Source organism: Planosporangium mesophilum (genome assembly GCF_016863255.1).
Lineage (GTDB): Bacteria > Actinomycetota > Actinomycetes > Mycobacteriales > Micromonosporaceae > Planosporangium > Planosporangium mesophilum.
The window spans coordinates 121,084-134,550 of the sequence record NZ_BOON01000005.1 but is presented as its reverse complement, the minus strand read 5'-3'; the positions used below and the strand labels follow the sequence as shown (position 1 = coordinate 134,550).

11 protein-coding genes are annotated in these 13,467 nt (G+C 69.4%); 5 read left to right on the top strand and 6 right to left on the bottom strand.

The features are described 5' to 3' along the window. Window positions 1-28: 28 nt before the first annotated feature. Window positions 29-934, top strand: a complete 906-nt coding sequence (locus tag Pme01_RS03095) for an ABC transporter ATP-binding protein (RefSeq protein WP_168112758.1) — start codon at window positions 29-31, stop codon at window positions 932-934. Beyond that, entirely contained in the window at window positions 931-1,998 is a 1,068-nt protein-coding gene (locus Pme01_RS03090; RefSeq protein ID WP_203935404.1) for an ABC transporter permease, read from the top strand. Before Pme01_RS03095 ends, Pme01_RS03090 begins: the two co-directional genes overlap by 4 nt. 87 nt (window positions 1,999-2,085) lie before the next feature. Here Pme01_RS03090 and Pme01_RS03085 read toward each other — a convergent pair whose 3' ends face one another. The 3 genes from Pme01_RS03085 to Pme01_RS03075 form a co-directional block, all read right to left on the bottom strand. Further along, window positions 2,086-4,380 (bottom strand): putative bifunctional diguanylate cyclase/phosphodiesterase, encoded by a 2,295-nt coding sequence (locus Pme01_RS03085; RefSeq protein WP_168112759.1) that lies wholly within the window; start codon window positions 4,378-4,380, stop codon window positions 2,086-2,088. A 280-nt stretch (window positions 4,381-4,660) separates the two neighbouring features. Continuing rightward, window positions 4,661-5,467, bottom strand: coding sequence for an SAM-dependent methyltransferase (locus Pme01_RS03080; protein WP_168112760.1), 807 nt, complete (start codon window positions 5,465-5,467; stop codon window positions 4,661-4,663). A 144-nt stretch (window positions 5,468-5,611) separates the two neighbouring features. Further along, window positions 5,612-7,462, bottom strand: coding sequence for a bifunctional metallophosphatase/5'-nucleotidase (locus Pme01_RS03075; protein ID WP_168112761.1), 1,851 nt, complete (start codon window positions 7,460-7,462; stop codon window positions 5,612-5,614). 269 nt (window positions 7,463-7,731) lie between these two features. Between Pme01_RS03075 and Pme01_RS03070 the strand changes: the two genes are divergently transcribed. From Pme01_RS03070 to Pme01_RS03060, 3 genes are all read left to right on the top strand, one after another. Continuing rightward, window positions 7,732-8,061: a YrdB family protein gene (locus tag Pme01_RS03070; protein ID WP_168112762.1), complete on the top strand. Its 330-nt coding sequence runs from the start codon at window positions 7,732-7,734 to the stop codon at window positions 8,059-8,061. A gap of 61 nt (window positions 8,062-8,122) precedes the next feature. Next, window positions 8,123-9,124: an NAD-dependent epimerase/dehydratase family protein gene (locus Pme01_RS03065; protein ID WP_168112763.1), complete on the top strand. Its 1,002-nt coding sequence runs from the start codon at window positions 8,123-8,125 to the stop codon at window positions 9,122-9,124. A gap of 342 nt (window positions 9,125-9,466) precedes the next feature. Further along, the gene (locus Pme01_RS03060; RefSeq protein ID WP_168113385.1) at window positions 9,467-10,402 is read left to right on the top strand and encodes a sigma-70 family RNA polymerase sigma factor; all 936 of its coding nucleotides are present in this window, start codon (window positions 9,467-9,469) and stop codon (window positions 10,400-10,402) included. A gap of 70 nt (window positions 10,403-10,472) precedes the next feature. Here the strand turns inward: Pme01_RS03060 and Pme01_RS03055 are convergent, their stop codons facing one another. The 3 genes from Pme01_RS03055 to Pme01_RS03045 are packed head-to-tail and all read right to left on the bottom strand — an operon-like array spanning window position 10,473 to window position 13,326. Further along, window positions 10,473-11,576 carry a S8 family serine peptidase gene (locus Pme01_RS03055; RefSeq protein WP_168112764.1) on the bottom strand — a complete coding sequence of 368 codons (1,104 nt, stop codon included), beginning with the start codon at window positions 11,574-11,576 and terminating at the stop codon, window positions 10,473-10,475. Then, the gene (locus tag Pme01_RS03050) at window positions 11,573-12,856 is read right to left on the bottom strand and encodes a hypothetical protein (protein ID WP_168112765.1); all 1,284 of its coding nucleotides are present in this window, start codon (window positions 12,854-12,856) and stop codon (window positions 11,573-11,575) included. The genes Pme01_RS03055 and Pme01_RS03050 overlap by 4 nt, the downstream gene beginning before the upstream one ends. Beyond that, a complete protein-coding gene (locus tag Pme01_RS03045; RefSeq protein ID WP_168112766.1) occupies window positions 12,853-13,326 on the bottom strand; it encodes a hypothetical protein in 474 nt (157 codons plus the stop codon). The genes Pme01_RS03050 and Pme01_RS03045 overlap by 4 nt, the downstream gene beginning before the upstream one ends. Window positions 13,327-13,467: the final 141 nt, after the last annotated feature.

Below are 13,467 nucleotides of genomic sequence, written 5' to 3'. Positions count from 1 at the left end.
TGTGCATGATCCGGCTAACCTGCCAGCCATGGTGTCGACCATAGAGGTCAGTGAAATTCATAAAGCGTACGGAGCGGTCAAAGCGGTCGATGGGGTCTCGTTGGAGGTGGAGGCCGGCGAGTTCTTCGGCATCCTCGGCCCGAACGGTGCGGGCAAGACGACGACCCTGGAGATCATCGAAGGGCTGCGGCAGGCCGACGCCGGCCAGGTACGGCTGTTCGGCTCGTCGCCGTGGCCGCGCAACTCCGCAGTGCTGCCGCGGATCGGGGTGCAGTTGCAGGCCTCGTCGTTCTTCGAGCGGCTGACCGCGCGGGAGCAGATCCGCACGTTCGCCTCGCTGTACGGGGTGGGGCCGAAGAAGGCCGACGAGATGCTCGACGTGGTCGGGCTGTCGGACAAGGCGGACACCCGGGCGGAGAAGCTGTCGGGCGGCCAGATGCAGCGGCTGTCGATCGCCTGTGCGCTCGTACACGACCCCGAGCTGGTCTTCCTCGACGAGCCCACGGCCGCGCTCGACCCGCAGGCCCGGCGCAACCTCTGGGATCTGCTGCGGGCGATCAACACCCAGGGACGCACGATCGTCCTCACCACGCACTACATGGACGAGGCCGAGATCCTCTGCGACCGGGTCGCGATCATGGACCGTGGCAAGATCCTCCAGTCCGGGCCGCCGGCGGAACTGGTACGCGGCCTCGACGCGGCCACCCACATCGCGATCGAGACCGGTGTGCTCCCGGTGGAGGAGGCGCGCCGGATGTTCGACGGAACGGTGGAGGTCGACGACGACGGCGTCTCGCTCACCTTCGTCACCCGTACTCCCGCCCCGGTGCTCGCGACGCTCGCCGAGCGCAACGCACTACGTGGGCTCTCGGTGCGCGGGGCCACGCTCGAAGACGTCTTCCTCAACCTGACCGGACGGGAGTACCGCGCGTGAACCGTGGGTTCGTCAGCCTTTCCCGGGCGATGCTTCTCGGGTTCGTCCGGGACCGCACCGCGCTGTTCTTCACGATCCTGTTCCCGCTGATGTTCCTCGCCCTCTTCGGCGGCCTGCTGAAGAACCAGGGCGTGTCCCGGTCGCAGGTGGTCGAGGTGGGCCAGGTGGCCGTCCTCGACCAGCTGCCTGCCGACGCCAAGGCCGAAATCAGCAAGGTCCTCGACGTGACGAAGATGGCAGACCCGGCGAAGGCACTCGACGCGGTACGCAAGGGCGACTACGCCGCCGCGATCGAGCAGCAGGGCGACCAGGTCGTGGTGCGCTACTCCGCGGCCGACCTGGTGCGGGCCGGCACCGTACGGGGCATCATGGAGTCGCTGGTGCAGCAGTCCAACCTGGCCCTCGCCGGCACGCCACCCCGGCTCAAGCTCAACTCCGAGCAGGTCGAGGACAAGTCGCTGACGGCCATCCAGTTCGTGACGCCGGGGCTGCTCGGCTGGGCGATCGCCACCGGCGCCACCTTCGGCGCGGCCATGACGCTGGTGACCTGGCGGGAGAAGCGGATCCTGCGGCGGCTGCGGCTGTCCCCGGTGAGCATCGGCTCGGTGATCGGCGCCCGGGTCGGCGTCAGCATCGGCGTCGCGCTGGTGCAGACCGCCATCTTCCTCGGCGTGGGGCTGCTGCCGTACTTCGGGCTGAAGCTGTCAAGCTACTGGTGGATGTCGATTCCGGTGATCCTGGTCGGCACGCTGTCGTTCCTGTCCATCGGGCTGCTCGCCGGCGCCTGGGCCAAGACCCAGGAGGCGGCGAACGTGATCGCCCAGTTGGTCGTGCTGCCGATGGCCTTCCTGTCCGGCTCGTTCTTCCCGCTGGACAGCGCGCCGAAGTGGCTGCAGACGGTGGCGCAGATCTTCCCGCTGCGGCACCTGAACCAGGCGATGCTCGACGTCATGGTGCGAGGGAAGGGGCCCGAGGCGGTGCTTCCCCAGATGGGCATCCTCGCCGGCTTCGCGATCGTGGTCACGGCGCTGGCCGCCTGGCTGTTCCGCTGGGACGACGTGTGATCCGCGTCGTGCGTACAGCGTCGTTGTCGTGAGAATGCCTTGGCGGCGGCCGTCGGGTGGACAGCACCACCCAGCGGCCCGCGGCCGTCAGGAACTGGCGGTGCCGACCGTTGAGGTCGGCACCGCCACGCCGTCCGGGGCCGCTCCCGGCCGTCGTCCGTTCGTCGCGGGGGCGCTCTTCGGGGCGGCGCTTCCGCTCGTGACGTCAACGGTCGTGGCGTCGAGGGTCGGGGCGTCGAGGGTCGGGGCGTCGCTGGTGGATCTCGGGTTCAGCAATGCGATGACCTCCTCGGCCGCGCCGGGCATGGCGTAGTGCCAGCCCTGCGCCGTGTCGCAGCCGAGCGCGCGCAGTCGGGCGGCCTGCTGCGGGGTCTCCACGCCCTCGGCCGTGACGGTCAGGTGGAGCGTGTGCGCCAGCTTGATCAGGGTCGCCACGATCTCCTTGTCGACCGGGTCGGGGGAGTCCGGCGGGCGTAGCCCGGCGACGAAGGAGCCGGCCAGTTTCAGGCTGTGTACCGGCAGGCTGCGCAGGTAGGCCAGGTTCGAGTACCCGGTGCCGAAGTCGTCGATCGCGAGCCGGACCCCGAGACCCGCCAGGGCGTTCAGGGTCTGCAGCGGCCGCCCGGCGGTACCCATGACGGCGCTCTCGGTCAGCTCCAGCTGCAGCTTGGCCGGGTCGAGGCCGGTCTCGGACAGGATCGCGCTGACCACGTCCACGATGCCCGGGTCCTGGACCTGCCGAACCGCGAGGTTGACGCTCGTCACCAGGTCGATCTCCGGGTACTGCCGCTGCCACGCCGCGGCCTGCCGGCACGCCTCGCCCAGCACCCACTGTCCGAGCGGGACGATGAGGCCGGTCTCCTCGCTCATCTCGATGAACCGGTCCGGACCCAGCAGCCCCAGCTTCGGGTGGCGCCACCGGACGAGCGCCTCGACGCCCATCACGGTCTCGTCCAGCAGCCGTACCAGCGGTTGGTACTCGACCAGGAACTCGCCGCGTTCGAGGGCGGCCGGCAGGCTGGCCGACAGCTCGAACTTGGCCACCTCGTGGGCGTGGCGGTCGGCGTCGAAGAGCGCCCAGCGGTTCTTGCCGTCCCGCTTGGCCCAGTGCAGCGTCGTGTCGGCCGCCTTCATCAGCTCCGTGGCGCTCGTGGTGTCCGCCGCCCGCTCCACCACCCCGACGCTCGCGGAGACGGTGATCTCGTGCCCGCCGAGCTGGACCGGCTCGCGGATGGCGGTCAGCGCGGCCTCGGCGATCGCGACGAGCTGTTCGGGGCCGGCGGACCGCTCGACCAGTACGACGAACTCGTCGCCGCCGGTCCGCGCGACGAGCTGGCCCGGGCCCGACACCTTGGAGTGCAGCTGACGGGCGACACCGAGGAGCAGATAGTCGCCCATGTCGTGGCCGAGCGTGTCATTGATCATCTTGAAGCCGTCGACGTCGAGGTAGCAGACGCCGACGCGGGCATCCTCCTCGGCGTCGTCGAGGACCTGGCCGAGCCGTTCGAAGAACAGCGTCCGGTTCGGCAGTTGGGTAAGCGGGTCGTGCAGCGCCTGGTGGCGCAGCCGGATCTGGAGGTGGTGCCGCTCGGTGATGTCCTCGATCATCGCGACCACGTACTGTGGCTGACCCTCCTGGTCGCGGATGAGGGAGACGACGAGATCGGTCCAGACCGCCTGGCCGTCCTTGCGGTAGTACGGTTTCTCCAGCCTGAAGTGCTCCCGTTCGCCGCGCAGCAGGTCCTGGTAGGCGTCCCTGACTCCCGGGGCGTCGTCGGGGTGGATGAACCGCTCCACGGCGAGTTGCCGTAGCTCCGCCGGGGTGTACCCCAGCATGTCGCAGGTGGTCTGGTTGACGTCGATGATGCTGCCGTCGATGTCGGCGATCGCGATCCCGATCACCGCGCCGGCGAAGACCGCCTGGAACCGGGCCTCACTGGACCAGCGCGCCGCCTCCGCCTCCGACCGGGCCAGCATCGCGGCGGCACGGATCTCCTCCTGCTCAGCGAGGGTACGGTCGCGCAGCGCCTGCGCGTACCCGGCCGCCAGGGCGCTCTGCAGCGCCGAGGCGCGGGCGGGCGTACCGGCACCGCTCAACTGTTCGGCCAGCACGCACAGGGTGCGGTCGAGCGACGTGGGTAGGGTGAAGTGTGCGTCGACGAGTGCGGCGCCCACCTCATACCCGACCGAGGGCTCGAAGGTCTCCGCGGTGGCGGCCGACAGCAACCGGCTCGCCAGGCCGCTCAGGTACGAGTGCAACTCCCGCCGGCTCATCGAGACGTAGCTCGTCCCTGCCATCGCGCGCGCCCACGCTCTCGCGATCCGCTCCGGCGTGGGAGCGGATCTGGCGCGGTCGGTCGGTTCTGGCTTCGAGGCCCGCATCGCGTTGCGACCTAGCCCGGATCCGTCCGGCGATACGGTCGCTCCACGGTTACGGAGCGTGTACCGGCGTGAGGGGTGGATATCGACGTGTGCGACTCTAGCCGGTCCACGTCCATGTGGTCCGGATCCCGGTTGAGCCGCTCCACGAAAACTCCCTCCCCGTTTCCGCACAAGCAAGCGTTGCGAGCATACGGGTTGGTTCAGCGGGAGGGAACCGGTATGGCGGTCTGTTGATTGAGAGGTCTCATCGCGTTAAACAAATACAACGGAGAGTGTTGGATCACTCCCGTCGGGCCACCGCGGCCAGGACGGGAATCTCCTCCCAGGACGTGGTCTCGTCGGGGGACTCGGGGCGCCACTGTGTCAACTGCACGACCCCGGGATCGACCAGGGAGAGTCCGCTGACCAGACCGGCCACCTCTTTTGCCGTGCGGGTGACGACGTTGGCGGACGACCGCTTGTAGAGGTCCAGAGCCTCGCTGCTCGCCTCGGTCGTCCCCTCCACGCTCGCGTGGGAGATGACGAGGTGACTGCCGGGCGCGGTGGCGCTGGCGTACCCCGCGACGATGTCGGCCGGGCGCTCCTCGTTGGAGACGAAGTGCAGGACGCTCACCAGGAGGACGCCCACCGGCCGGTCGAAGTCGATCTGTTCGCGCAGTTGCGGGTCGGCCAGCACCTCGGCCGGCTGGCGGAGGTCGGCCCTGATCACTGTCGTGTGTGGATCGTCGGCCAGAATCGCTCGGCTGTGTGCGTAAGCGACGGGGTCGATGTCGACGTAGACCACCTTCGTCGTTGGATCGACGCTGTGGGCGACCTCGTGGACGTTGCCGGCGGTCGGGATCCCCGAGCCGAGGTCGATGAACTGGCGGATGCCGATCTCACACAGGTGGCGCACCGCGCGCCGGAGGAACGCCCGATTGGCCTGCGCAGCCGTCGTCGTCCCGGGCATCAGCCGCAGCACCCGGTCGGCGAAGGCGCGGTCCACCGCGAAGTTGTGTGAGCCGCCGAGGTAGTAGTCGTACACGCGCGCGATGCTCGGCCGCTCGACGTCGACATCCTCCGGAGCCCAGGTCGGTCGCCGATCCACGCCGGTCTCCTCTCACCATGTACCTCACGCACCGCGCCAGAACACCGACGCGCTGTGGCGAGCATAACGGGCAAGGGCTCGTACGGTTACCCCATGAAACCGGGGTGGCCGCGGACGCGGCCACCCCGGTTCTACTGTGGACTATCAGGCCAGCTTGGTGATGCGGTTCTGCGGTCCCGGCGCGATCGGGCCGGTCCCGAGGTACGTGACCAGGGCATCGACGTCGAAACCTGGCGCCGTGACCCGGCCGGTGCCGACCGTCAACCCGGCGAAACCGTCACCGCCGTTGGCGAGGAAGTCGTTCATCGCCACCTTGTAGCCGGCGGCCGGGTCGATCGTCACGCCGTTCAGCGCGAGCTTGCTGACCCGCTGCCCGGCCGGCGCGGTGCTGTCGTACGAGTACGTGAACCCGGCCGATACCTGGAGGAACTTGGTGACCGTCTGGCCGCCGTACCCGGCGAACTGCTGCTCCAGCACCTCCTTGAGCTGGGCGCCGGTGTAGGTCTGCGTCACCACGAGGTTGTTGAACGGCTGCACGGCGAAGCACTCGCCGTACGTGACCTCGCCGGGCTTCTCGCCGCCGGGGGAGTTGGCGTAGGACAGCTGCGTCCGGATGCCGCCCGGGTTCATGAACGCGAGCTGCGCCTGCGCCGACTTCGTGTACGAGAGCATGCCGTCGGCGATCACGTCACCGAGCGGGCTCTCGCCGGCGGCGTTGGGCGCGTTGGAGATGTCCGCCGTGATGGTGCCGACCACCCTGTTGGCGAGCGGGGCCACCGCCGTGCGGTACTTGTCGGCGATCGCCTTGGCCGGAGCGTCCACCAGTGCGGGGTTGCGCACGAAGTTGCCCTTGGAGTCCTTGGCCCAGGTGCCGTCGGGGTTGCGGACGCCGTTGAGGACGACCTCGTTGCGCGCACTTGCCGTGGCGAACCGCCGGCTGCGCTTGTCGACCGTGAACGACAGGTCGGTGACCATCGTGCCGAACGAGCCGGCGCTGGTGACCACCGACGTGGCGCCCGAGGAGTTCGGCAGCGCGCAGCTGTAGAACCGGTGCGTGTGCCCGGAGACCACGATGCCGTACTCCGGCCGCAGGCCCTGCACGATCTTCGTGATGTCCCCGGCGAAGTTCTCGCACCCGGAGACGTCCGGGATCGCCGGCTGCGTGGTCTGCTGGCTACCACCCTGGTGGATGAGCAGGACCATGGCGTGGATGCCGAGGAACCGGCCCAGCACGTCCGCGTACTGGTTGGCCGTCTCGACCTCGTTCTTGAAGGTCACCGACTGGATCCCGGCGGGGTTGACGATGCCCGGCGTGCCCTCCAGCGTCATGCCGACGAACGCCACCGGCACCCCGCCGACGAACTTGACGTCCAGCGGCTGCAGCATCGGCTTGCCGGTCTGCTTCTCGATCACATTGGCGGCCAGGTACCTGAACGTCGCCCCATCGAAGCCGTCGCCGTCCTGGCAGCCGTCGACCGGGTGACAGCCGCCGCGCTGCAGGCGCTTGAGCTCGTCGACCCCCTCGTCGTACTCGTGGTTGCCCACCGACGTGACGTCGAGGCCGAGAGAGTTCATCTCCTCGATAGCCGGCTCGTCGTGGAACGCCGCACTCACCAGCGGCGCTGCGCCGACCAGGTCGCCGGCCGCGACGGTGTACACGTCACGGGTCTCGCGCTGCGCCTGCGCGCGCAGTTTCTTGACATAGCTCGCCAGGTACTCGACGCCCCCGGCCGGGTTGCCGTTGACCAGGCCGCTGCTGCCGCTCGGCGGGTCGATGTTGCCGTGGAAGTCGTTGAACGCGATCAGGTGACCCTTCGCGGTGAGGGCGTGCTCGGCATTCGCGAACGTGACATTCACGGGTGACAGTGGCGTCCACGCTGCCTGTGCCGGTCTCGTGGACGCGACAGGCAGCAAGGCGACCACCGCGGCGGCGAGGGTGGGTACGGCTAACAGCCGCGCCGCCCGTACCAGCCGTCGGGGGCGGGACTCGACCATGGTCTCTCCTTGTTGGCGACGTTCTCGGCGACGTTCTATATGCGTCGAGCGACATCTTTGCCGGTCGTATCGCTGGAAGCGAGCCATTCAGGCGAACGGGCGGTCAACAGAAGGGACCGTCGAGGGGTGCGGGCGGGGCCGCAGCGTCGCGTGCGAATCCGCCCCGGCGCGTCACACGTGAAATCCCACGGCTGGCGGCAGGGTGGCTGCTTGACGACGGAAGGTGGCGATCTTAGCTTGCTGGCTATGACGGTCGTTGGGCGCGCCTGATGCGCCTCGCCAACCTGGCGCTGCGGTTTCTGCTCGAGCTCGCCGCCCTGGCAGCCTTCGGGTACTGGGGTTTCGTGGTCGGAGACGACCTGCGGTTGAAGGTGCTGCTCGGCCTGGGAGCGCCGGTTCTCGCCGCTGTGCTGTGGGGACTGTTCGCCTCGCCGAAGGCGACCGTGCCGCTACCCGGCCCGGCGAAGCTCGCCTTCGAGATCGTCTGGTTCGGTGCCGCCGCCACCGGGCTGGCCCACACCGGCCGGCCCTGGTTCGCCGTGGTGCTGCTGGCCGTGTACGCGGTCAACCGAGTCCTGCTCCACGTACTGCGCGACTGAGTGTCCGCCCGTGGCGAACGGCGCTGTCGCGGAGGGCCGCCGCCCGGCAGGATCGTTGACCATGCGCCTACTCGTACTCGGTGGAACCGCCTTTCTCGGTCGAGCCTTCGTCCGCGCGGCCGTGGCGGCCGGCCACGAGGTGACTTGCGCCGCCCGCGGTGTCTCCGGTGAACCGGAGCCCGGCGTCACCTTCGTACCCATCGACCGGGATGACCCGGAGGGTCTGGCGCCCTTGCGGGGTATGGAGTTCGACGCGCTGCTCGACGTGTCGAGGCGCCCGGACCACGTGCGCCGGGCGGTTGCCGAGCTCGCGCCGCGGGTGGGGCACGCGGTGTTCGTGTCGAGCGTCTCCGCCTACGCCGACCACGGCACTCCCGGCCAGCGCGTAGCCGAGGCGCCGCTGCTCGCCCCTGCGTCGCCGGACGCCGATCCGGCCGACCCGGAGACCTACGGCCCGCGCAAGGTCGCCTGTGAGCAGGCCTTCATCGAGGGGTTCGGCGCCGATCGGGTGTTCGTCTGCCGGGCCGGGTTGATCATTGGACCGGAGGACGAGACCAACCGCTTCGGGTACTGGGTCTCCCGGCTCGCCCGCGGCGGCGAGGTGCTCGCCCCCGGTGAGCCCGGCGACCTGGTGCAGTACGTCGACGTCCGGGACCTGGCCGACTGGTTGGTACGGGCCGCCGAGACCCGCCTCGCCGGGGTGTACGACGGTACCGGCGCCCCGGTGTCGCGCGAGCACTTCCTGACCCACGTCGCGGCGGGCGTCGCCACCCCGGTGCGGTTCACCTGGGTCGACCAGGAGTTCCTGTTGGAGCAGGGGGTACAACCCTGGATGGGCGAGGGCTCGCTGCCGCTGTGGCTGCCGCTGCCGGAGTACGCCGGTTTCCTCGCCCGCGACGTCTCCGCCTCGTTCGAAGCCGGCCTGAGCACCCGGGATGTGGCGGACACCGCCCGCGACACTCTGGGCTGGCTGGGCGGCGTGGCCAGGCCGCCGGGGGAGGACGGACTCAGCCCGTATGATGAGGTCAAAGTGCTGGAAAAGTGGCACAACCGGGCGTATTGATCTCCACCTGCCGGTTTTGATCCCGTCTCGGGGGAATGCTCCTAGCGTCTTGAGCGTTGTCCTCAGAGTGCCGGTTACGCGGACGAAGTGATCCCTGTACTACAGGCATCCATCCGCCCGGCCATCACGAACTCTTTTTGGCCAACTGAACCTGTGCAGCTCCCCGTCCGTTTGGGTAAGTGGTGTACATCTCAGCGGTCGGTACCCGCAGCGGAGGGTAAATCGGAATCAACCGGCGTCCTGGTCTGTTGTGAGAGGGGCAGTACCCGGGGGGTGTCCGGTTTGAGAGCGGACAGTGCGGGAACGCGATAAGACGACGGGGGAGGGCCCGAAGTGGAGAAGATGACGGCGATGCGGACGAGCGAGGTCGCCGAAGAGCGCGACCTGGTCGGCGTATATCTGCACGAGATCTCCAAGACGCCGCTCCTCGACGCCGCGCAGGAGGTCGTACTCGCCAAGTCTGTCGAGGCGGGGCTCTACGCGGAGCACCTGCTCGGGACCGAGGGGCCGCGCGACGGCGACGCTACTCGGGACGAGCTGGAGCGCCTGGTAGCAGAGGGCGAGCGTGCCAAGGATCAGTTCATTCGGGCCAACCTGCGGCTGGTCGTGTCGATTGCCCGCCGGTACGTCCGGTCCGGCATGCCGATGCTCGACCTGATCCAGGAGGGCAACACCGGACTGGTCCGGGCGGTGGAGAAGTTCGACTACGTACGCGGGTACAAGTTCTCGACGTACGCCACGTGGTGGATCCGTCAGGCGATCAGCCGGGCGATCGCCCAGCAGGAGCGCACCGTGCGACTGCCGGTGCACCTGGTGGAGGACGTCAACCGGATGCGCAGCGTGGCGCGTCAGCTCACCCGTGAGCACGGCAACGAGCCGGAGCCGGAGCAGCTGGCTGCCGCTCTGGGCGTACCCGTGGAGCGCGTCAACGAGCTGAAGCGCTGGTCGCAGGACACCGTGTCGCTCGACACGCCGGTCGGCGACGACGGTGACACCAACCTCGGTGACCTGGTCGCGGACTCCGACGCTCCGTCGCCGGAGGACCTCGTCCTGGCCGCCCTGGAGCGCCAGCGCATCGAGGGCCTGCTCAACCACCTCGACGACCGGTCCGCCGGCATCATGCGGGCGCGGTACGGTCTCGAGGACGGTCGGGAGCACTCCCTGACCGAGGTGGCGTCGCGGTTCTCGCTGTCGCGGGAGCGGATCCGCCAGCTCGAGATCCAGGCGCTGGGCCGGCTGCGTGAGCTGGCTCGCGCGGAGGGCATGCAGGCCGCCTGAGAGCATTAGAACAGGGAAAAGGGCCGGACCTGTCAGGGTCCGGCCCTTTCGTCTTTTTCTGCAAGATCTATCAGCCTCGCCGGCTCCGGTTCAGAACCGTGATCGTCGCGACCAGGCCGGCGACGAGGACGAGGGCGATCGCGGTGATCGCGACGATCAGGACCGTCCGTACCGGCTTCTTCTCCGGCTGGGCATTGGCGGACGGCGTCGGGGCGGCGGTGACCGGCGCGATGCTGGGCTTGAGCGGCGGTACGTCGGCGGTCAGGGCGGCGACCGGGTCGACGATGCCGAAGCCGTACTCGCTGTCACGGCCGGGCGGTCCCTTGTCGATCGCGGTGGCGGTGAGGCGGTGGACCACCTCGGGCGCCGAGAGCTGCGGGTACTTGGCCCGTACCAGCGCCACCACTCCCGCGACGATGGCCGTGGCCTCGCTGGTGCCCGTGCCCTTGCCGTACGTGCCGTTGAGGCCGGCGGTCTCGACGTCGACGGCCGGAGCGGAGAGGACGACCTCGGGGCCGGTGACCGACACGGCGGCGTGGTTGCCTGCCTGGTCCACTCCGGCGACGGCGATGACGCCCGGGTAGGCCGCGGGATACACGACCTCCTTTACTTCCGGCACATTGCCAACAGCGGCCACGATGACGACGTCGGCCGCCTGCGCCTGCTCCACCGCCTGTTGGAGTCGTCGGTTAGCAGGGCCTCCGATCGAGAACGAGATCACCTTCGCGCCGTGCTGCGTCACCCATTGGATGCCTTCGCTCTCCCTGCCTAGGAAGTTGATTGCCACCCGACCGGATCGCGCGGGCAGCAGCTTCGCCTTGGGCGCGATGCCCAGGACCCCGGCGCCTCCCGCGTGTCCATGGCCGGCGATCAGGGCGGCCATGGAGGTGCCGTGTCGGCCCTCGTCGCGCCGGCCGTCACCGCCGGGATCGACCAGGTCTATTCCGGGCAGGACGTTGCCGGCGAGATCCGGGTGGTTGGCGTCGATACCAGTGTCCACGAGGCCAACGACGATGCCCTCCCCCTCGCTGTACTTGTGCGCCTCGGCAATGCGGAGGAATCCGAGGTGCCACTGGGCATCCCGGACCGCGTCCGCGTGCGCCGGCGTGCTGGGCAGCAGGACCGAGACCACGCCGGCGAGGGCGAGGGCGGCACGCAGCCGCTTCCACCTCACCGGTCGATACCGATCACCCCAGGGCCCGGCTCGTGCTGTTCCCGCTCAAGGTTGGGTGCGAGCACGCCGGGCACTCCCTCTGCCACCGCCCACGGGTCGTCCGGGTCGAAACGGTTGCCCTCGCCGTCGCGGTCGTTCGGCCCTCGGCGACCACCGACCGGAGCGCCGCCGCTCATGGCGTTGCCGCCAGCTGCGGCCGTTCGCGGTCCGCCCGCCGCGTTGCCGCCGCCGATGACTCCACCGACGGGGTTGGCGCGTGCTCCACCCGCCGCGGCCGGCCGACCGGCGGGCGGGGCGCCGCCGATGACGCCACCGGGTGCCATCCCGCCCGCGCGACTGCCGGCGCCGGCCCGGACCGGCGCGGAACCGCCCGACCGCTGGGCCGGTACGGCTCCGCCGGTCGACGATGTGGGCCCGCCGGGGAACGGCATGAGCGGGGGCGTGATGACTCCCGGCGGCGGGGCTGGGGCGATCGGAGGCGCCGGCGGGGTGGGAGCGGGCGGGGCGATCGGCGCCGACGTCCCTCCGGACAGGACGGGAGCGGCCGCACCGCCGGTGGGCGACTCCGCGAAGGACGGGTCCGGCATCGTCGGCGGCGGAATGACGGGTGGCCGGGCCCAGCCCGCTCCACCGACGCGCGAACCACCGCCGGCACCTCCGCCGGGTGCCGAGCTTGTGCCCGAGGCGCTGTCCGGAGTCCAGCTGCTGTCGAAATAAGGTGGACCCTGGTACACCTCCGGCACCACCATCTTGCTGGTGTGCTGGAACACCTGCGTATCGGCCTCCACCATGTGCTTGGCGGCCTGATTCCTGAGGTCCTTGCGCCAGTCGTCCGGCACGTCCGCGCCCAGCGGGATGAACCCCAGCAGCTTGTCGGGGTTCTTCTCCTTGTGCTCGTACTCCTGCCACTGGTCGTTCAGCTTCTTGATCTCACCACGAGCGGTGAGGAGGGCGGTGCTGATGCCGGTGACGGCCGAGGAGTTGGCGAGCGCGTCCTCGCTCATCTGCTTCATCGACCCCATGAGGTTGTCGATGTAGTCGAGGAACACTCCGGCGGCGGGGCTCTGGTCTCGTGGCCACTTCGCCGCGAGGTCGTCGCGGCAGCGCTGCAGCTCGCTCATGTGGTACGCCAGCAGTTCGTACGTGCGCTGCCAGGACGTGCCCTGCTCGTAGTTCTCCGGCCGGCCCTCGTCCTTGATGCTGTTCCACAGGACCGGCAGGTCGTAGGCGGCCCAGTTGGTGCAGAAGCCGCCGTAGTACTTCTCGTCCCCGGAGCTCATATCGCCCTCGCAGACCCGTGGTGTGCCTGTGCCTGCCGCTGGGCCGCGGCTGCGTCGGCGGCGGCCTGCGCCTGTTGCGCGCTCACGACGGCGTTGCCCAGCGCGGCCTCGACCTCCTTGGCCTGGGCCGCGGACAGCGCGTCGGAGCTGCCGTAGTTCTGCGCCACCTGCCGGATGGCGTCGACGAGGATCTTCGACGCGTTGACGTACGCGGTGAGCTGCTCGGTCGCCCCGACCAGGCAGTCGTGGTACTTCAGCCTCGCCGCCTGTACGTCGCCGCTCTTGCTGCTGGCCCCGAACTGGACGCCCTTCGCGTATGAGTCCATCAGTGGCCGGGTGTGAGGCTGGAAGTTCTGCTCCACCGCGGTGTCGACGGCTCCGGCAAAGGCGTGCAAGCCGTCGATATCGACATTAATGGACTTATAGTCGCGCAGCCACCTGGGCTCGTCGTCCTCCGGCAATCTCGCCATGCCGCACCTCCCCGAGTACGCCCCCATGTCAGGCGCACCCGAGGGTAGCGGATCCCCGACATGCTGCGCAGTGTCTATGTTCGCTTGTGGACAAACTTGCCGATGCGCGCACGCGGGTGACGCCGAGGGGCAGATCGGTCA